This window comes from Solwaraspora sp. WMMD406, from assembly GCF_029626025.1.
Classification (GTDB): domain Bacteria; phylum Actinomycetota; class Actinomycetes; order Mycobacteriales; family Micromonosporaceae; genus Micromonospora_E.
The window spans coordinates 4138900-4160419 of record NZ_JARUBF010000001.1; the positions used below are offsets into that span (position 1 = coordinate 4138900).

8 protein-coding genes are annotated in these 21520 nt (G+C 70.5%); 4 read left to right on the top strand and 4 right to left on the bottom strand.

Translation table 11 applies throughout. The features are described 5' to 3' along the window. The first annotated feature begins 12 nt into the window (after positions 1–12). Complete coding sequence (locus tag O7632_RS18070) at positions 13–9786, top strand: hypothetical protein (RefSeq protein WP_278115861.1); 9774 nt, start codon at positions 13–15, stop codon at positions 9784–9786. Between the two features lie 14 nt (positions 9787–9800). On the opposite strand, the gene O7632_RS18075 is transcribed toward O7632_RS18070, so the two are convergent. Both O7632_RS18075 and O7632_RS18080 read right to left on the bottom strand, forming a co-directional pair. Further along, on the bottom strand, positions 9801–12434 hold the full coding sequence (locus O7632_RS18075) for a hypothetical protein (RefSeq protein WP_278115862.1): 2634 nt from the start codon (positions 12432–12434) through the stop codon (positions 9801–9803). A 188-nt stretch (positions 12435–12622) separates the two neighbouring features. After that, the gene (locus O7632_RS18080) at positions 12623–13831 is read right to left on the bottom strand and encodes a transposase (protein WP_278115863.1); all 1209 of its coding nucleotides are present in this window, start codon (positions 13829–13831) and stop codon (positions 12623–12625) included. Positions 13832–13987: 156 nt separating this feature from the next. Here O7632_RS18080 and O7632_RS18085 point away from each other — a divergent pair, with 156 nt between their 5' ends. After that, on the top strand, positions 13988–14575 hold the full coding sequence (locus O7632_RS18085; protein WP_278115865.1) for a sigma-70 family RNA polymerase sigma factor: 588 nt from the start codon (positions 13988–13990) through the stop codon (positions 14573–14575). Here the strand turns inward: O7632_RS18085 and O7632_RS18090 are convergent. Next, entirely contained in the window at positions 14526–16043 is a 1518-nt protein-coding gene (locus O7632_RS18090; RefSeq protein WP_278115866.1) for a hypothetical protein, read from the bottom strand. The genes O7632_RS18085 and O7632_RS18090 overlap by 50 nt on opposite strands. Before the next feature lie 188 nt (positions 16044–16231). Between O7632_RS18090 and O7632_RS18095 the strand changes: the two genes are divergently transcribed. Beyond that, the gene (locus O7632_RS18095; RefSeq protein WP_278115868.1) at positions 16232–18079 is read left to right on the top strand and encodes a S8 family serine peptidase; all 1848 of its coding nucleotides are present in this window, start codon (positions 16232–16234) and stop codon (positions 18077–18079) included. Between the two features lie 88 nt (positions 18080–18167). Here the strand turns inward: O7632_RS18095 and O7632_RS18100 are convergent, their stop codons facing one another. After that, on the bottom strand, positions 18168–19817 hold the full coding sequence (locus O7632_RS18100; protein ID WP_278115870.1) for a ricin-type beta-trefoil lectin domain protein: 1650 nt from the start codon (positions 19815–19817) through the stop codon (positions 18168–18170). A 171-nt stretch (positions 19818–19988) separates the two neighbouring features. Here O7632_RS18100 and O7632_RS18105 point away from each other — a divergent pair, with 171 nt between their 5' ends. Further along, positions 19989–21479 (top strand): S8 family serine peptidase, encoded by a 1491-nt coding sequence (locus O7632_RS18105; RefSeq protein WP_347403581.1) that lies wholly within the window; start codon positions 19989–19991, stop codon positions 21477–21479. Positions 21480–21520 lie beyond the last annotated feature (41 nt).

A 21520-nucleotide genomic window follows, 5' to 3' on the forward strand; every position in this document is an offset into this window, starting at 1 on the left:
GCGGGGTGAGCCGTGGCGATCATCGTCCCTGACGAGGTCAACAACCTGTTCATGGTGTTGACCGGCTCCAAGATGCCGGACATCGACGAAGACATCCTGCGTACCGTCGAAGACCTTTATCTCGCCGTCTCCGGCGACCTCGCAGAACTTCAGAGCCACGTCGTGTCCCTGGTCGCCGGGGTGCGACGGTCGTTCGAAGGCCAGGCCGCCGAGGCGTTCGCCGCCAAGATGGAACAGTTCGTCTCCGGAGACGTGTCGATCCTCGAAGGCGCGGCCGAACAGGCGGAGGCGCTCGCGGCGTTCGCGGGGGAGGTGGCGACCGAAGCCGAATACATGAAGATGATGATCATCGCCGAGCTGGTCCTGCTCCTGGTGGAGATCGCGATCGCCGTGGCGATGTCGTACTTCAGCTTCGGACTGTCGACTGCCCTGCTGCCGATCAAGTTCGCCATCACCAGGATGCTGATCCGGCTCGCGATGAACCGGCTCGTCATGCGGATCATTTCCTCACCGTTGTTCAAGACGGTGGTTAATTCGCCCTGGTTCAAGACGTTCATGTCGGGGCTGTTCATCCACGGGCCGATCTCCGCCTTCGTGGAAGGAGGAATGTCGGCCGGAGTGCAGAAGTACCAGATCGACAAAGGAAACCGCGACAAGTTCAACGACGACCACATCACCTCGTCGCTGCTGAGCGGCTACTTCTCGGGTCTGTTCCAACATCTCATCACGGACACGTTGCTCCGCAAGTTCCTGCCACCCCCGCGCCTGGGTCCGGACGGGCCGGACGGGCCGGGCGGGTTCGACCTCGGCCCTCCGCCGCCACGCGGTGGATCAGGTTTCGGCGATGGCCCACCCCCGGTCAAACGGGTCGTCGACGGCCCGCCATCGGGCGGCGGACGGCCACCCGGAACCCGGCCGGGCCCCGTGTCCAACCGTCACCTGCCGGTGATCCTCGGGGCGGTGGCTGCCGGTACGGCCGTCGGCGAGACCCTCGGCGAGGTGATCTCCGGGGCCGCCGTGTACGGCAAGGTCGACATCGACAGTGAGATGCCCGGCCTGGCCGCCACGGCGGCGGTGATCCAGACCCTGACCGAGCTCAAGCTGGCCACACCGCTGGGAAACTGGCTGGGCCAGCTCACCTTCGGCCCGCCACCGCCGCTGTCGATGGTCGACGATCCGCCGCAGGTGAGGCGGGATCCGCCGCCGGGTGGCCAAGACCCGAGACCCCAGCCGCCTCCCACGACGAACCGCTCCGGCACCGATTCCGGCGACAGCGGCGACTCCGTCGACCGTACGGTCGACCAGCGTGATGTCACGGTGCCTGATCCGATGGTTCCGCGACCGACCGAGGACCTGTCCACGCGGGACGGGCGCGGTGTGGACCTGAACGGTACGTCACCGCCCCCGATCGCCCGACCGTCGGCGGTCAGCGACGTCCCGGCCCACCTCTCGACACCGGTGACCTTGCCGTCACCGATGAACGCGCCGCCGGTCGTTCCGCCCGTCGTGCCGCCGCCGCAGGCGCTGACCTCACCGGGCAGTCCGGTGCTCAACCCACCGCCGCCGCTCCCTGTCTCGCCGACGTCGCCTCCGGGCACCCAGCACGACGGCTCGGACCCGGGTCCCCGCCACCAACCGGTCCGACCGAACACCGGTGTCGACGGGTCCGGTGTCGAGCGGGTCGGCGGGCCACCACCACTGGGGCGTCCGTCCCTGGAGACCGTCGGCCCGGCGTCCCCGGCCCCACCCGCCGGCACCCCGCCGGCTGCCCCGCCGTCCCGCCCGGCCAGTGACCCGTCGGCGATCGACACCTCGGTCCCCAGGAACCAGCGATCGGAACCCGCGCCGTCGCGCGACGACGCCGAGGCACCGCCGCGCGACGACGTCGGGGTGCCGCAGCCACGCCCGTCGGCCGGTCAACCCGGCGTGGAGTCGGTGGTGTCCCGGGACATCACCGACGTGCTCGGTGGAAACCGGGACTCGACCGACCCCACGTCGGACGGCTCCGCTCGGGACCGGCAACAGATCGACGACCACTCGGCCGTGCCGACGCACTCCGGTCCTCCGGCGGTCGACCCTTCGACGGTCGATCTTCCACCGGTCGATCTTGCCCCGACGGGCCGGACCGGGGACCCGCTGTCCGTACCGCCGGTGCCGACCACCGTCGAGAACCGACTCGACATCGAGACGCTGCCGCCGGTGTCGTCCCCGTCGGCTCCGCCGCCATCGACCCCCGCCGCCCCGCCGGCCGCCGACGACCCGGACTGGGCGGCGGCCCGCCGTGCCGCGACGGTCGGCGTGCGGGAACACGCGTGGGTCGACCCGATCACCCCGTTCGGCCCCGAAGGTCAGGACCGTCTGGTCGTGCGGTCCGGCTTCGACGCGCGCCGGGTCGAGTTCGGCGGCGAGGTCTACACCGACCTGGAGGTACGGGTCTGGATCGACGGCGGCGACGTCGCCGGACCGGCCGACGTCGATCGGATGTACGGCGACCTGACAGCCGGCGTGCACAGCCAGCTGAACCTGCCCGGATACCAGGTCGACGGTAGTCGGCTGCACGTGACGGTCGTCCGGGCGTCGTCACCTGAAGCGGCGCACCTCGCGGTGAACGTGGTCGACCGTGACAAGCCGATGAACCAGTACTCGTGGTGGCCGGACGCGAGCAGCCTGCACTACGTACACGAACTCGCCCACCAGCTCGGCCTGCGCGACGACCGGTCGGGTGACGGTGAGGTGCCGGGCAGTCTGCTGGGCGACTTCACGAAGCCGAAGCCGGACGGATCGGGCGTCGCCACCGCCGAGGACGGGTGGAACACCTGGCTCGAGGCAGGTCTGCGGCCACGCCACCTGAGCTTGCTCAGCAGGGTCATCGGGCCGGTCGACGAGACAGGTGGCTATCGGGGCGCCGACCGGCCGCTCCGGCCGGGCCCGAACGAGTTCGCACCCCGGGCACCGGGTCAGCCGTCCGATGATCCGTCGCACCCGGTGACGACGTCGCAGGACCCGCCCCCGGGCGACCCGCAGGGCGGGATCGAGCTGTCTGACCTGCCGGCCCGTCCCGGACCGGAGCGGGTGACCGGGGAAGGCCCGTCGAGCCTGCCGGGTGTTCTGCCGCCAGCTGTGGTGCCGCCGGTGGTGTCGCCGGCGACACCGGGCCCGGGGCTGACCGATGATGTCGCGGGTGATCTTAGGTTGGGGAGGTTTGGTGAGGTCGCGATCGAGCCTTCTCCGGTGGAGCCCTCTACGGTCGTAACGCCTCCGCCTCCGCCTGGTGCGGTGTCATCTACCGTTGCTCCACCGCAACAGCCACCGCGAGTACCGACCACCAACGATTTCCCGGATGACCTGGGGCTCGAGACTCTTTTCGCTGAGGAGCCGGCGGAGTCTGGTCGAGGGGTTGCGCCTCCACCTCCTCCTCCGCCTCCGCCTCCTCCTCCGCCTCCGCCGCCTCCTCCGGTGGTGCCGCAGCCGGTGGGGTTGTCCGGGTTGCCGGATGATGTGTTGGACGATCTGGGGTTCGGGGAGTTGTTCGATGAGGGGCCGGTGGCTCCGCCGCCTCCGCCTCCGCCTCCGCCGCCTCCGCCTCCGCCGCCTCCTCCGGTGGTGCCGCAGCCGGTGGGGTTGTCCGGGTTGCCGGATGATGTGTTGGACGATCTGGGGTTCGGGGAGTTGTTCGATGAGGGGCCGGTGGCTCCGCCGCCTCCGCCTCCGCCGCCTCCTCCGGTGGTGCCGCAGCCGGTGGGGTTGTCCGGGTTGCCGGATGATGTGTTGGACGATCTGGGGTTCGGGGAGTTGTTCGACGAGGGGCCGGTGGCTCCGCCTCCGCCTCCGCCGCCGCCTCCACCGACCGTCGAAATGCCGTGGTACGTCGGTCACGGCGGCGCGAACGGACAGATGTACGCCTATTCGGCCGGTGGCCGTGGGGCGGGTCTGACACAGATGATCGACCGCCTCATGACGGGACTCACCCTCGTCACCCCACCCGGCGCTACGTCGTCGTCCGGTCCGGCCGGTCTTGTGTTGACCACAGCCGAGCACGACGCCATCCGAGCCGAGATCCGCCGGCAGTTGCGGGAACTCTACGCGGCACCGAACGTGGATCAAAGTGACGACGACAGCACGCCCGACCGGTTCCTGGACCCCGAATACAGCGACTTTCTGGAGAAGTGGGACGCCGTACTGGTCCAGGGAATCACCGTACGGGTCGGCAAGCGCATACTGTGGATCCGACCGACCGTCGGCAGAGGCACCGAACACGTCCGTACCCGGGGTGGCGCCAAGCCGTACAAGGTGGTCTTCGGATCCAGTTCGGGCGGCTCGTCGCACGACACCGAGTCCAAGCGGACCGTACCGCTGCCCCTCGAGTTGATGTTGGTCGGCCTGCCCGGGTTCGCCGGACGGGTCAGCCGTCTCGTCTTCAATTTCCCGTTCAAGATGGAAGGTTCGTTCAGTCAGCCAGGGTCGGAAAGTCGGACCGTGGTGTCCGGTCGGCAGATGTTCGTCAAGGGCACGAAGTTGCTCGACGCAGAGCTCGGGTTCGACATCTTCGTCGACGGGGAACGCTACGGGTCGACGGCGAGCGATCCACCTGGTGCCAGCGGCCTCGTCGTGGTCGTGCCGCAGCAGTACACGAATCCGGCGAACGGCCGGCCGGCACCGGCCGGTCCGTCGGTGCCCAGCCAGAGTGCCCAGCCGGGGCCGTCCGGGACACAGCAGTTGTCCAAGGCACGCCCGGTCGTCAACGCGATCGGCCTGACGCCGCTGATCACCGCGTGGCATCGGCAACTGGCCGCCAGCCGTCTGACCATCGAGCAGAAGGTCGGGATCGCGCAGGCGGGTGTCAAGCAGCTGGTCAACGAGCGGAGTCTGATCAACCGGAGCACCCATTTGTTGACGAACGGTGCCCGTACGGACGCGTTGTCCTTCGGAGACCTCAAGGGCAGCCTGATTCTGAAGGTGAAGCCGGTCCGGGTCGAGTTCATCGGGTCAGCGCCCGACGTCGAGGTCCGCGACGACATGAGTATCGTGGTCAGCGAATCCGAGGGTGAGGCGTCCAGCAGCGGTGCGGGGTTCGATTTTTCCCTCAACGCGATCAGTCTGGTCCACAAGGCGACCGAGCTGATCGGCTCGACCGGCCAGCGGGCCACCGGCTCGCTCGGCTTCGAGCTGAAGCTGGGCTCCACCCAGAGCTACTCGCTCGACCTCTCCGGTGACGTGTCCAACCACACGGTGCTGGTCCGGAAGTCTCCGCAGGCGCGCTATCTCGTCCACTACGCGGCCACCTTGCACACCAAGTTGGAGGGTGGTCCGCGGATCGCCGACGTAACCTCCAACGAGGTGCCTGTCGAGCTCGGGGTCCCGCTGCCGCAGCGATCGGAATTCGAGACGAAGTTGACTGGCGGCGACCTCACTCGTGGCGTACCGCAACCGGCGTTGGCCAAGCGTCCGATGCCGCCGCGGATCGACGGCGGCGCGGTGGGGCACCTCGACCGCCGGCTCCAACCGTTGCCGACCGGTCGCGGTACGTCCGCTCCGCCGCCGGCCCCCCAGCCAGCCCCCCAGCCGGCAGTCCTGCCGGTCGTCCCGCCGGGCATCCTGCCGGCCCCCGCCGCACCGATCGCCGTCCCGCCGGCCCTCCAGCCACAGATGGCCCTCCCACCGGTGGCACCTCCGGTCCCGGCCGGTCGATCGACGGCGACGCCGCAGCACCGAGGGTTCCTCATCACGGCACCCGTCGCCCAGGAGTCGCTGCCGTTGGCCACCCGGCGCGGCACCGGCTGGGGCGTAGCCGTCTCGCTCCCCGATGCCGAACTCATCGCCCCGGTGGCGGAGCAGGGTCTGCGCACCGTCAGCGGCGTCTCGCGCCTCGACAGCGCGACGGAGCAGGTGATCAACGATCGGCTGGGCGAATCGGCGATCAAGGCCGACCCCGAGCGGTTGATCGCCGGTGACCCCTTCACCGTCACGATCAACGGACATGACTACGACGTCCTGGTCACCGCTTATCTGGAGGAGCATCAGGAAAGTGATCAGTACGGGATGTCCGTCAACACCCGGACGATCACCTCGGGCGGCGCGGCGGGTTCCCGCAGTGTCGTGCACAGCGTGGCGTTCGGCCTCAACGGAGGCCCGGCGATTCCGGTGCACAAGCAGGGCCGGCTGGCACCGCTGAGCTTGAGCGGCGAGCGGAAGTGGTCGGGTGGGTCGGGTGACAAAAGTTCCGCGAAGGTGCAGTCGTATCGCCGGACCGAGACCACGACGGACGTGATCGAGCACACCTACGCGGTCGTGTACGAGATCGTCATCCGAGAAGCGGCCGAGTCTGCGCAGCGGCAGACGTGGACACTTGATGCCCAGGGCAGCATCTCCACTTCCATCGAACACGTTCCGCGGAGTCAATTGACAATCGATCAAGCCCGACGCGCCAATTCGATCGTGAGTGGCAAGCGCGTGCAGCGAGAATGGGATGCTCTCGCTACCGATCCGGCATCTCGGGACTTCGTGCGATTCGACCTGTTCGGCGTCAACGCGGTCGAGAGTTCGTTCGTGGTCATGCCGGAGCTCGTGGCGCTCGCTGCCAGCCTCTACCGAGGCGTCAACGGCAAGGGCGAGTCCTGGTTCGACGAGCCACTGAACTGGCCGAAGGAGCTGTGGAAGCTCGGTGTCCCGAGTGAACTGAACGCCAACTTCGGGGCGCTCGGCGACAAGCGCGGTTGGGTCATCATGCTGCCGTCCGGCGTCTTCGCGCACCAGGCATTGATCGTCCGCCAGCGAACGGTGTCGTCGGGTCCCGGTCGCATCGCCTCGGGCGTGGAGATCGAGCACTACCTGAAAGGGCAATCGAACCGCGAACTCGCCAGCGAGTCCGGTACCGACGACAAGTTTGGTTGGACGCTCACCGGGAGCTATCTCGCGATCAACCCGAACGGGGACGACGAAGCAGCCCAGGGCCGGATCGACGTCGAGACGTCGCCGGCCCATGTCTCCTCCGTCGGCCACGATTCGAGCCACGACACCGGTGGTGCCGACATCACCCGAGCGACGTACGGTGGCGACACCAGCATTCACCAGGGCGACGTGCTGTTCGAGATCCGGCTCGTGCAGTGGAACGACATCAAGGACGTCTTCAGCTGGGATCGCCTGTTCGACCCTCAGGCGGAGGTCACCACCGCCTATCTCAAGGTGCCGTCCGGGCTCGAATTCATGATGCCGGTCGAGATCGCCGAGGAGTTCGGCCTGAATCCACCGGACGGTGCCGACGAAACCGCCGACGAGACCCGGGATGAATCCGGTGAACCGTCGACCGGAGACGACATCGGCGAGTCGTCGACGGTTCCGAGGGCCGTCGATCCGCCGGCCGACCCCACGTCGACACCGTCGACGGTGTACGTCGATCCGGATCTTGCCCGTGCGGCCGGTCATCCCGAACGGCTGGAGGCCGACGATGTGCTGGTCGAGATCGAGACGGTACTGACCGACAAGGGCTTGATCGGTAAAGGGGAGCGGCAGAACCTGCTCCGCCGAGCGGTGGCCCTGCAGTTCTCCTCGTCCTCTTTGGAAAGCCAGTGGTTCGCGTTGACCAGTTCCGGGGCGCGCGGCATCTTTCCGGTGTCCAGCCCGTTCGGCAACCTGCGGTTGCTGATGATCAAGGTCAAGGGCAGCATGGCGGGGAGCCCGACGCACGAGCGGGACCGCAGCGACGTGGCGCTGCTGATGAGGAGCGAGGCGCTGGACGGCTCCGCCGAATCGGACAGCAACGGCAGTGAGTGGACCTTCCAGATCTTCAAGATCAAAGGGTACGGAAAACCAGATGTCGAGTCCGACGCGGGCGGGAGCTTCGGGGTTTCCTACTCGACGGGCAAAGACCAGGAGAAAGGCAAGTCGTCCGACGTCAAGGACATCTATCGAGTCGGTGTCAAAGGAGGAGCGGGTCAGTTTCGACAGCCGATGACCTTCGACGTCACGATTCGATTGACCAATGAGAAGCCACAGCTGGGTGTGCTGATGTCGCAGTTCCTACGCGAGACCTTCTTCCTCGCCAGCGCGGCCAGCGGGCACGAGCAATGGGCACACGATCTCTGGTACAATTCCCGCCCGATCAACTGGGACTGGAATCACCAGAGCCCAGCCCCACTTCCGGGAACCGTGAAACTGCTCGTTCCGAAGTACCTGACCGAGTCGTCCACTAAGCCAGGCAGTTGGCAGCCGGCTAGCGCCCCCGTGCCGACCGGGTACCCGCACACCCCCGGCGCTCGGTGGGGCAGCCCGCCGGCAGCTCCGGCGACGCTCAACCAGCGATTGCTCGGCGACCAGACACTGTACCCGTGGTCCATGGTGAAGATCGCCGAACAGGTCGAACAACTGGCGGGATTCACCGTGTTGCCGAAACAGCTCCCACCGACGGCCTGGGTCGATGGACAGGTGCCGGGACTGCTCTGGCACAGCGACACGATGCTCTCGCTGTTCGACAACGCCACCGACCCGAAACTGCGAACCAGAGTCAAGGATCTCCTCCGACACGGCTATAAGATTCCCGGCACCCCGATCACCGTCAGCCTCGATGTCCAGGCCGTGCAGAGGTATCACGACGTCGACAACCAGACGTTGCTGAAGGATCAGAAGGTCCGGGCGTACCAGCAGGCTGAGCAGGCACCGAGTGGTGGGCAGAGTTCGAGCTCCAAGGTGAACATCACCGCCGGCCCATCCGGCCGTCGGGACGTGGCAACCGGCGTCCGCCTGGGGGGCGACGCGCCGTTCGCCGTCGAATTCCCCAGCGAGTCCGGTGGTGAGCGGTCCATCGCCGACGTGTCGGAACGCAACGTCGAGTCCACCCGGGGGATGTTCCAGTACCGCTACGACGTCACCGTCTACATCACCGGACCGGCCGGGACGCTCATCGTCGACGTACCCGCTGGTTTTCTCGCCATGTCGGCGGTCCCGCCACCGGAACCGGTGTACGTTCCCCTGCCCGCCGACGACGCCTCGGTCTGGTTGGTGCAGACCGACCTGTCCGCGCGGTCGTCCACGGCCGAGCCGACCGGAGAGACGACGACCGGAGAGACGACGACCGGACAGACCGCCACGGATCCAGGAGCGTCGACGGGTCCACCGGACCAGTCCTTGTTCCTGATCCAGGACGATGACTCCGAAACGGATTCGATCTACGATCCACCGATCGACCGGTCAGGCCCTCGCCCGGAGCATCCCCTCGCGCTTCCGACACCGCCTGACCAGTCCGAGGCGTCCACCTCCTCGGTCGATGAACCATCTCGTGTCTCGCACACGCCCGAGACCTCGGGGTCCGCGGGGCAGCCGCTGACGAACGATTCGTTCCAGGCGATTCTGCGGTCGGTGCAGCGACGGCGGGCTGCGGCAGCGGCCAAGGCGGCATTGGCCGCGGTGGAAGCCAAGGTCCTGTCGGAGCCGCTGGAAACCCAGGCCGGTCCCGTGCGGACCATGTCCGGCGGGACCGGCGATCCCCTGGACCCGTTGCCACAACTGCCCGCCGAGGACCCCATCTACGCGATCCTCACCCCGACCAGCACAGCCCCGCCACTGGTCCCCCCGCCACTGGTCCCCGCGCCGGTGGAGCCGCCGCCGCTGGTCCCCCCGCCGCTGGTGCCTCCGCCGGTGGTGCCGGAACAGCTTGATCCCGTCGCCGAGACCGGGGACGACGTCACCATCGGGCCACCCCCGCCACCACGGCGGGCCGGCGGTTCCAGGCCGGAGTCCCCGGTCGATCCACGCGGCGCCGAGCGGACCGGCGAGGGCGCCACCGGCAGCTGACCGTCGCCGGCCGTTCAGCCGGTCCGCACCGAACCGTCGGTGCCGGCGCCTGGGTCGGTCCCGATGATCAGCGTCGACAGCGGGAACGCGACCCGCCCCGCCCGCAGCCGCCACCGGCCGTTCTCCGTGCCGTACACCCTGGTGACGGCGACCCGGTCGTACGCGCGAGGAGGCAACAGCACCTCTACACCGGCGGCGTTGAGCTCCACCAACCGGGACCTGACCGCCGCCAGTACGGCCATCCGTGCCGCACTGGCGGTCACGTCGATCGCCTGTCCGGGCTCCACCCGGACCTGCACCAGCCGCGCCGCCGCGTCCGCCGCCGGCCGCTGCGGATGGAGCGCGACGACATCGTCGACCGGCTCGCCGGCCGGCGGCAGCAGCGCGTACGCCGTGACGGCACGCCGGCCGGCCGGCCACCGGACCACCTCGTTGGGCAGACCGGCCGCGCCGTGGCGGGCACCGGCGCAGCGCAGCCGTAGCGCAGCCGTGACCAGATCGGTCTGCGACCGCCATTCACCCGGCCCGGTCGGCGTCCAGTAGCCGGTCACCCGTACCCGGTCGAGCCATCCGGCCGGCAGCAGATAGCTGTCGACGCCACGAAGCAGGTGCCGAACCTCGGCCGGGGCGATGTCGCTGACCTCGGTCGCCGCGACCGCCCCTCCCGGTCCGACGGTCAACCGCACCGCCGGTGTCCCGGGATGGGTGTCCCGTAGCCGGTCGGCGTCGAGCTGACCGACGACGAACAGTTCGGCGGTCGGTAGACCGCTGGCCGTCACCGTGTCGGCGGGTACGGTCGTCGCGACGTACAGGTGGAACGGCTCCGCGTTGACCATCGGCCGGTGCGGCAGCCAACCGACTCCGGGTCCGACGCTGCCGCGTGCCGCCCTGACCGGCAGTGGCCGGCGGCCCGGCGGCGGGACATCGACCGGTTCCGGTCCCGGCCGGTCGTCAGCGTCGGTGTCGGTGTCGGTGTCCGTACGGTCGCCGGGCCACAGGTCCGGACCGTCGGCCGACTCGCCGTCCGGCGGTCCGGCCACCGACGCCGGTCCGGACCCGGTCGAGGCGATCGGCGGCCCAGCCCGGGCGCTCGGGCCGGCCTGCGGCGGTACGACCGACGGCACCAGCCATCCGTCGTGGCTGCGCCACCGCCCCGACACGGTGACCAGATCGTTGGCGTGGGGCGGGGCGGGCACCAGTCGACACCACCGCCCCGGCTCGTCGGTGGCCTTTGACGCCGCGAGTGCTCGGGGCTGGTCCTGGTCGAGAGCGGTCCGGTCACCCGGTGCGGGCGACCAGACCTCGGCGTCGAGCCGGTCGGCCAGGGCCGACACGTGCGCGCGTAATCCGGCGAACCGCTCCGGTGCGACCCGGCCGAGCAGCGTGATGTCGTGCCCGTCCCAACCGGCTCTGCGCAGTAACGCCCGGAACTCGGCCGGGCCGAGAGCGAGCAACTCACCGTCGCCGTGGCGGGCACCGAGCCGGCCGTCGTCGAGGACGGCGAACTCGGCGCGGAACAGGCCTGGTCGTGGCCGTACCGACGCCCACCGTTCGACCACTGACGCTCTGACGTCGGTCGCGACGCTGACCAGTTCGACTCCGGATCCCGCCGCGTCCATCGTGCCGCCTACCGGGGTCAGCCGGCCGTCACGGTCGGACCAGAACCGGTCGGGCCGGTCCGGCCCTGCCGGCCGAAAGGCCCGCCAGCCACGGGACCGGCCGTCCCGGTCGCGTACCACGAGATCCCGTACGCCATCGAGGAGCAGCGCGCGACTGCCCGGCGGTGGAGCCCATACCGTCGCCCCGGTGGCCTCGGCCAGGTCCGACAGGTGCGCTGTTAGCCGGTCGTCGACCTCAGCACCGAGTTCGGCGTGCACGACCCGGTCGGCGGGATCGAGCCGGTGCCGGACCGGGCCGTCGTCGACCGTCAGGTCGCCGATCTGCGGCCAGACTCGCAGGTCACCGCCGTACAGCGGGATGGTGGACAGCGCGGCGGCGAGGTCGGTGCCGCTGGCTTCGACGGCGTCGCCGCCGTAGCCGTACAGGATCGGCACGCCGTCACGTACCGCTATCGCCAGGGTGGCCAGCGCGCGATGATGCGTCCCGAGACTGGCGGCAGCGGCCCGTGCCAAGGGAAAGGCAGACCTGGTGGTGAAGGCCAACCCACGAGGTACCGGCAAGGTGACTCGTCCGGAGCGGGGCAGCACCCGGCCCTCGTCGAGCTCGAACCATCCCGGCAGCGCGGTGGCGAGAGCGGGAGGCTGGATCAGCAGCCAGTCGACCGTACGCCCGGACGTGCGGTCGATCGGCATCGCGTCCGGCCTCGACCCGGCAGGACCCGGCGGGTGAGACAGATCGGCCCCGGCCGGCACGACCAGGACGTCCCGACCCAGTTGGTCGGCGACCGCGCGGAGCAGCGCGGTGTGCTGGGCCCCGTCCGGCACCAGGACCTGAATGTCGCGGCCCCCGCCGCCACGTCGGACGATCAGGTCGGCCAGCTCACGGGCGCTCAACGCGGACCCGGGTGCACCCGGATCTGCTAATCCGCCGCTGGTCGTCGCGACCAGGGCGATCCGGTGTGGTCCCCGCGAATCCGTCGGGCCGGTGGTTCCGGACCGTTGATCGACCGTCGTCGGCGCGGTGTTCATCCGGAACCGCCGATACCATATCGGCCTGTCCTGAGACCGCCGCAGCTCATTAAGGTTTCATGTCTAGATTGGATCCGGACCGCGACGGCTGAGGCGTCCGACACGTTCACTTTGCCATCCACCGACTTGCACCATACCTTCGCCTGGGGTGCTGGATTCGGGGGTGAGGATAGACAATCCTCCCCGCCCTAAAGGACGGGAATTCCCTGGGTCGCCCCAGGGGGTTCCTGCTTCGCCGACGACCGCCCCGTCCGAGAGGAGGACTCCCGGTGAGGTCTTACACCGCCTCCACAGGCAATCACGGAGAGCCCCTCCGCGAGGATGTTGCGGGCCGCGTTGACGTCCCGGTCGTGGGTCCGCCCGCACCGGCAGGTCCACGACCGGACCGCCAACGGCATCCGGTCAGCGATGGTGCCGCAGGCGGAGCACCGTCGGGTCGACGGGAACCAGCGGTCGACGGCCACCAGGTCCCGGCCGTACCAGTCGGTCTTGTAGGCCAGCATGGTGCGGAACTGCCGCCAACCCGCGTCCGAGATCGCGCGGGCCAGCGAGTGATTGGCCACCATGTTGCGGACGGTCAGGTCCTCGATCACGGTCGTTTGGGTGTCACGAACGAGCCGAGTGGTCAGCTTGTGCGGGTGGTCGCGGCGGCGGTCGGTGATCCGGGCATGGACGCGGGCCACCGCCAGTCGGGCTTTGGCCCGGTTCGCCGAACCTCGGGCTTTCCGGGCGAGGTTGCGTTGGGCGCGGGTCAGCCGCTGGCGGTCGCGGCGTTCGTGCCTCGGGTTGGCGATCTTCTCCCCGGTGGACAGGGTGAACAGGCTGTCGAGGCCGGCGTCGACCCCGACCGCACCCGACGCCGGCACGTGCTCGATCCGGTCGTCGCAGAGCAGGGAGACGTACCAGCGGCCCGCCGGGTCCTGCGACACGGTCACCGTCGACGGCGACACACCGGCCGGCAACGGCCGGGACCAGACGATGTCCAACGGTGCGGTCATCTTCGCCAGGGTGAGGCGGCCGTCGCGCCACCGGAACGCGCTGGCGGTGTACTCCGCCGACCGCCGCGACCGTTTCCTCGACTTGAACGTCGGATACCGGGTCCGTTTCGCCCAGAAGTTGGTGGACGCGGTCTGCAGGTGCCGCAGCGTCTGCTGCAACGGCACCGACGACACCTCGCCGAGGAACGCCAGCTCGTCGGTCTTCTTCCACGCGGTGAGCATCGCCGACGTGGCGTGGTAGGTGACCCGTTCCCGACGCAATGTCCAGGCCTCGGTGCGGGCGGCCAGGGCCTTGTTGTAGACCAGCCGGAGACAGCCGAATGTCCGGGCGAGCTCGGCGGCTTGCTCCGGGGTGGGGTGGAAGCGGTACTTGAACGCCCGCTTCACGGTCCTGGACACAGTCCACAGTCTAAGGAACCGGTCGTGAGCCCAGGGGGGTGGCGGGTGAGTGGACGCCGATCCGCCCTGGCGGCGGATCGGCTTTCCCTGTCCTGCTTCGCAGGGGTTCCGTTTCCTCCCCGGCCGCAACGCCGGAGTATCCACGGAAGGAATCCGATGACCGTGGCCGTTCGTGGTGCCGGTACGGATGCGACGCCGGACGACGCCGAACCGGACCTGCGCGCGCTGTACGAAAGCCAGGCTCCAGGTCTGTTGCGCTACCTGATCCGGCTGACCAACGGCGACCGGCATCAGGCCGAGGATCTGTTGCAGGAGACACTGCTGCGAGCCTGGCGGCATCCGGAGGCGCGAACCGACGACGGTGGTTGGCGTCGGCCATGGCTCTACACCGTCGCCCGCAACATCGCCATCGACGACCTGCGGACCACCCGCCCGGTGGAACTCACCGGTGACCTTCTCGACGAGCAGCCCGACGATGAGGATCGCATCGAACGGATGCTCGACGCCGGGGTGGTCCGGTCGGCGTTGGAATCCCTGCCGGAGCGGCTGCGCGTCGTCCTGGTCGAGGTCTACCTGCGGGAACGCTCCGGGCAGGAGACGGCGCAGCTGCTGGGGGTGCCGGTCGGGACGGTGAAGTCGCGTACCTTCTACGCCTTGCAGGCGCTGCGCGAGCGACTCACGTCCATGCCGGAAGCTAGTCATCGCCCATCCGCAGGGTCCACCGCGCCGCTGGACCAGCGCTGACCACGACCGGCACCGTCGGCCAGTCCGGACGGCTGGCCAGCGCGTGGACATCGGCCAGTGCTTCGGGACCCGGGTCAGCGAACACGGTCACCGCAGCGGTCCCGAGGTCGGGCTCGGCCGTGTCGGTGACGGACATCCGACGGCAGCCGGCCGGGAGCGGATCGATCGCGGTGCCGACCACGCTGACACTGGAACCGGCGGCCAACAGCCGATCGAGGAGCAACCGCGCGGCTCGTTCGCGGGGGCCGACGGGTCCGGTGATCACGAGCACGTCGGGTGCCTGCCGCAAGTCGATCCAGAGTCGTCCGTCTGCGCCGTCACCGATGGGGACGAGCGTGCCCGAGGCGGCGCCGACCGGGGGCTGCGGTCCGGCCATCCACCGGTACGGTGGTCCGCCGCGCGCCTGCCGTGCCCCGATCAGCCGCAGCACCGCCGGATCGTCACCGACCCGGATCGCCGCTGTCAGGTGGAGCGGCGTCTGGCCGTCCGACGTGTCCGCCTCGGGAGTCGCGTCGCCGGTCGCCGGTGCGCTGTCGGCCTGAGGCGGCTCGGCGTTGCCGGGGGTGGTCACCACCAGCGGCGCGGCACCGCTCGGGTGCATGATGGTGTCACCCGGGCGCGGCACGGCGTCGCCCGGTCGTACGGCGCCACCCGGGCGCATGATGGTGTCGCGCGGGCGCGTGGCCGTGTCGGCCGGGCGCGCGGCCGCCATGGCAGTGGCTGCCGCCGCCGACGCGGGGCGCGGCGGCACCGCTGGCCGCTGTGCCGCCGCCGGCCGGGGCCGGGACTCGGGCTGAGTCCGGGCCGGTGTCGCCGGCAGCCGGGCCGGGGCGGTGGTCCTGCCACGGCGCAACACCAGTACGGCGAGCGCGAACAGACCGATCGCGGCCATCGCGGCACCACCACGGATCAGCAGCTCCGAGCGTCGGTCTGGTGCGGCGACGGCGGTGTCGCGGGGTTCCCGGGGCGACACGTCGGGCACCGGAGTGGGCAGCGGTCCGTACCGGACGCCCGCGCCCCGCGCGTCGTCTGGCAGCCGCAGCACCCATCCCGGCTCCACCCGCGTCGGGTCGGTCAACTCACCTCCGTCGGGCTGCACCCGGCCCACGTTGAGGTCGAATATCTCCCGATAACGGCGACCGTCACCGAGCGTACGGGCGGCGATGGCGAACAGGAAGTCCCGTTCTCCGCCCGGCAGTTCCTCGACGACGTAGTACCGCACGTTCGCGCCGGATTCCCCGTCGGACGGTGTCGTGGCGTCCGTGGTCGCCGACCGGGCCGGCGTGGGCCCGCTGGGCTCGGTGGGCCCGCCGGGCGCGACCGCCAACGGCTCCACCAGAGACACCAACCGCTCGTACGGTGACTGTGGAGCGGTCCCGGCAGCGCCGGTGATGACGGTCATCGGGCCGAGCAGAGCCAACCCGGCCAGGGCCGGCACCATCTGCCAGGCCCACCAACGCTGCCGCATGTCCACTCCCGCTGCCGCGCGGGACCACCCCGCCGGCCGTACCGATCCTGTCAAGCTGGAACGAAGCAGCATATGCCCAGGTTCACGGCGGACTTCCCTAGCTGTCGTGAACCTAGGGCACCGCGCTGTCGTCCTTGCCGTAGCGGATCGCCGGCTCACCGGCACCCGACACGAGGAGGAACGTGCGCATGAGGACGCGGGTGGGACGTGCGATGGCCGTACTCGGCCTGTTGCTTGTCGTCGTGACCGCCGGTCAGATCGGCGTCGGTTCGCTCAGCCCCGGGGCCGCGACCGCCGGCGCACCGGAGCCCGGCCCGTCGGGCAGCTACCAGCTGTACTACGTGGTCGCCGCCAGCCACGAAGGACGTCCGGAGAACCTGTGGCTGATTGCGAGCCGACTGCTCGGCGACGCTGACCGGGCCACGGAGATTTTCGATCTCAACGCGGGCCGCCCACAGCCGACCGGTGGCGCTCTGGTCGATCCGAGCGTGCTGCGTCCCGGCTGGGAACTCCTGCTGCCCTGGGACGCGGTCGGCGACGGGGTCCGGTACGGCCATCTGTCGCCGGTGGGCCCGCCGTCGACGCCGACGCCTCGGCCGTCCGGCGACCCCTCGGGCGGCCAGCCGACGCCGAGGCCGCCGGCCGCCGACCCGAACGCCGGTCAGCCCGGCGCGGGATCCCCACCCCGGTCACCCGGCGCGGGCTCGTCGCCGTCGGCGTCACCCGGCCCGTCGGCGTCCCTGTCACCGACGCCGTCGGTGGCGGCGGCTCCGACCCGGCCGGCGGGAGGCGGGGTCGCCTCGGGTGCGCTGCCCTGGTCGACGTCGGGATGTCAGGCCAGCCTGGCGGACTGGGGGCAGCCGTGGCCGGCGCTGGACGAGGCGTGGTCGCGCAGTCGTGGCTCCGGGGTCACCGTCGCCGTCGTCGATTCGGGTGTGGACGCCACGCTGCCGGAACTCACCGGCCGGGTCACCGCTGGCGCGGACATCGTGACCGGAGCCGGCCGGGCCGGCACCGACTGCCTGGGCACCGGTACGGCGATCGCGGGCATCGTGGCCGCCGACGCCAGCGCGGGAGCCCGCAGCGGGGTGGCACCGGAGGCCAGTGTGCTGCCGATCCGGTTGGTCGACACCACGCCGCAGGCACGCCTGGTCGACCAGGTCACCGCGATCGAGGTGGCCCTGTCCACCGGAGCCCGGGTGCTGGTGCTCGGCAACTACCTCGACCTGTCCGATCCGCAGGTCAACCAGGCGATCGCCGCTTCGGCCGAGCACGACGTCGTGGTCGTCGTACCGGCCCGTCTCGACGCCGCGGCGGAGTCGGTACCCGGACCGCCGGGATCGGTGCTGCGGGTCGGAGCCGTCGACGAGCAGGGCCGGCCGGTGGCCGAGTATCCGGTCGGTGAGGTGGACGTCGTGGCGGCGTCTGTCACCGGCGCCGATCCGGCGGCCGCCACGATGTACGCGACCGCGTACGTCGCCGGAGTCGCCGCCCTGATCCGCGCCGCGGATCCGGACCTGTCCGCCGAGCAGGTGGTGCAGCAGGTCAGCGAGACGTCGCGGTTGTCCAGTACGGCCGGTCGCGACGATGTGCTCGGCTGGGGGAGTGTCGACCCGGTCGCGGCGGTGAGCACGGTGAGTGGTGCCTCGGCCGGGCGGGAGGCATCGGAGGGGGATCGCGACGGCGACTCGGCGGGGTGGCCCTTGGCTGTCGCGTCGGTCGTTCTGGTGATCCTGGGCGCCCTCTTCTGGGCCCGCCGCAAGCTCGCGGCCGACGCGTCGGCTGACGCGACAGCCGACGAGCCGGCCGACGCGACGGTCCAGCCCGACGACGGTGCGGTGTCCTTCACCAGCGACACCGGGTGGCGCGACGACGATCGGACGCTGCCCGGTGCGGAGACGGACGGTGTCGGCGCTGGCGTGTCGCCGGGGCCAGGACGGCCGGGCGCGTTCGCCGGGCCCACGTCCGGCATGCCCGCCGAGCGGTCAGCAGTGGCCGAACGGCCCTCTGCTCCGGGCGCGGTCGCCGAGAAGTAGGTATCGCTCCGGGCGCGGTTGCCGAATAGACACCACTCCTGGCCGACCGGGGGACGACGATGGCGTCCCCCGGCCGGGGCGCGGTACCTCAGCGGCGGCTCCAGCTCTGGTTGGGCTGGCCCATGCACGGCCAGAGGACCAGCCGGGTGCCGTCGGCGGTCTGTCCGTCGTAGACGTCCACGCACATCAGCTTCCCGTGGCGTTCGGATGCCTTGAGGGAGGTCAGGTCGTCGGCGCCGTTGAGGTAGAAGTGTTGCGCGGTGGTGCCGTTGCACTTCGCGGTGCCGATCCTGATGCCCTCGTCGGTGCGGCCGTTCTCCAGGTCCATGCACATGCCCTGCGCGCGGATCGTCTTGTCCGACTTGAACTCCCACAGCTGGTTGGCCGCCCCGGTGCAGGTGGCGATGGTCAACGCGACGTTGCCGGTGGCGTCGGGCCGGGCGTGCTGGGTCAGGCACTTGTTGGACTTGTGGTTGACGATCAGCCAACTTGTCTTCGGTGCCGGTGTGCTCGGTTTCGGCTTCGCCACAGCGGTGGTCGGCGCCGGGTCGGGGGCCGGGGACTTCGGCGCGGCCGGCGGGCCGGTGGTGGCGGGCGCGGCTGCCGGCGGCGGCGTGCCGGCCGGGCTGACGGTCGGGCTCGGTTCCGGTGATCCGGCGACCGCGAGTCGCCGGTCGTCGGCGTAGAACGTCTCGTGTTCGCGGACCAGTTGGGTGAAGCCGGCCAGGCCGGCGGAGTCCTCGACGTCCCCGGCGGTCTGGATGGTGCCGGCACCCCAGTGGAACGCCGCCAGCGCCAGCGGATACGGGTCGTCGCTGACCGGCGTCAGTTCTTCCACGAGGCGGCACATGGTGCGTCCGAGCGCGGGGATCGCGACCTGCGCGTCCCACGGGGTGGCCGTACCGGCGGCCTGCACGTACTGCACCCACACCTGTGGCAGGAACTGGGCGATGCCCTGGCCGCCGGTCGGGCCGAGCAGGTTGGGGTCGAATCCGGACTGTGCCATGATCTGCGCGGCGATCCGGGCCGGAGTGATGGTGGGGCAGACGTTCCCGGCGGCGAGGACCGCCTCCAGGTAGACGTCGGGCACGGCGATCGCGGCGGTGCGTTCGACCGGCGACGGCGTCGCGACGACCTGGTACGGGGCCCGGCCGGTGGGGTCGACGCGGGCGCCGCCGAAGGCCGGATCGAGGGCGTACCACTGGGCGTATCGTTCGACGGTGGCCACGTAGTCGTCGGCGGCCACCGGGATGCCGGCGGCGGCCTGGACCGCCGGTACGCCCAGCTGGTGTGCGGCGAGTGCGAGTCGCCACGGGTCGCCGGGGACCTGGGCGATCCGGAGCTGTCCGACCAGTTGGCACATGTGTCGGGCGAGGGCGTGGATGCTGGCACCCCGGTCGGTGAGTCTGGCCTGCGGCCAGGGGGCCCAGCGTCGCCACACCGGGTCGGTGAGGCCGGCGACGCCCTTGCCGCCGGTGGCGGTGATCGCCTGCACCGGTTCGGACTTGAACTGCGACGCGGTCATCAGTTGGCCGGCCAGCCGGGCCGGGGTCAACGCCGGGCAGGACCGGGCGGCGGCCACGATGACCTGCTGGTCGGCGGCGGGCACGTCGGAGCCTTGCAGCATGCCGGCTGCTTCGGCGGCGGTGAACTGCACCGACGCGGCCATGGTGCACATCGCGGCGGCGGACAACACCACGCCGGCGATCACCCGGCGGGCACTGGTCGTCAGTCTCACGTCGACTCCTCGTCAGCGGCTGGCATCACCGCAAGGACGATCGACGGTGGGGCGAGGTTCACGCCGTACGCCCGGTCTCGGGTTTTTCCCGACGGCGCTGTCGCCGTTCGCGAGCAGGAGGTGGCGTAGATCCGCCTGACGTCCTGTACAGACGTCCATCGGGGAGGTTTGGTGACACGATCCAGAAGACTGGCGGCGGCCGGCACGGCCGCCGTGCTCGTGCCGGGGCTCGGCCAGCCCGCGGCCGGGCTGGCACCGACCGGCGGGGATTCCGCTGATGGCGGCGGTGTCGCGGCCGGGAGCCGGCAGCCGCTCGGCGAGCGCACCACGGTCACACTGATCACCGGTGACCGGGTCGTCGTGACCGGTGCCGCATCGGCGGCGATCCAGCCGGCTGCCGGCCGCGCAGACATGCAGTTCCGCAGCTACCGCGTCAAGGGGGACCTGCACGTCGTACCCCGGGACGCGATGCCCCTGATCCAGGCCGGCACGCTGGACCGACGGCTGTTCGACCTCACCAAGCTCATCGAGTACGGCTACCACGACGCGGCGCGCGCCGACCTGCCGCTGATCCTGACCCGTCCCGACGGCGCGGCGGCACGCGGCGCGGCCCAGCCGGACGGCGTCGAGGCGCGGCGGGACCTGCCGGCGATCGACGGCGCGGCGGTCACCGCCGACAAGGCGACCATCGCCGACCTGTGGTCCACGGTGGCCGGCGGTGTCGCGGCCCGCGCGCAGGTCACCGGCATCGAACGGATCTGGCTGGACGGCCGGCGGGAGATGCTGATGGACCGCAGCGTCGCGCAGATCGGTGCGCCGGCGGCGTACGACGCCGGGTTCACCGGCGAAGGCGTCACCGTCGGCGTCATGGACAGCGGCGTCGACGTCGAGCACCCTGACCTGGCCGACGTGGTCATCGAGACCCGCAACTTCACCGACGCGCCGGAAGACGGCGACATCGCCGGCCACGGCACCCACGTCGCCTCGATCATCGCCGGCAGCGGAGCTGCCTCCGGGGGTAAGTACCGGGGCGTCGCCCCGGACGCGAAGATCATCTCCGCGAAGGTCTGCCCCGGTTCCTTCTGCGACGACTCCGCCATGATCGACGCGATGCACTGGCTCGCGGTGGAGAAGCAGGCCACGGTCGTCAACATCAGCATCGGCGGCGGCGACGGACCCGAGATCGACCCCCTCGAGGAAGCGGTCAACACCCTCACCGCGCAGACCGGCACCTTGTTCGTCATCTCCGCCGGCAACGCCGGTGCCGACCGTACGATCGGCTCGCCGGGCAGCGCCGACGCCGCGCTGACCGTCGGCGCGGTCGACCGCGACGACTCCCTCGCCGACTTCTCCAGCCGGGGCCCCCGGGTCGGTGACGACGCCGTCAAGCCCGACATCACCGCCCCCGGCGTCGACATCGTCGCCGCCCGCGCACAGGGCACCACACTGGACATCCCGATCGACGAACACTACGTCTCCGCGCCGGGTACGTCGATGTCCGCGCCGCACGTCACCGGCGCCGTCGCGCTGCTCGCCCAGCAGCAGCCGGGCTGGACCGCGCAGCAGTTCAAGTCGACCCTGCGTTCCTGCTTCTCGACATCATCGATACCCGGACTCCGCGCCAAGGTGCTGTCGTCCGCGACAACCTCCTGGGCGGCCTGATCGTCTGCCTCGCGGTCGGAACCAGTGTCGCCACCCTGGTC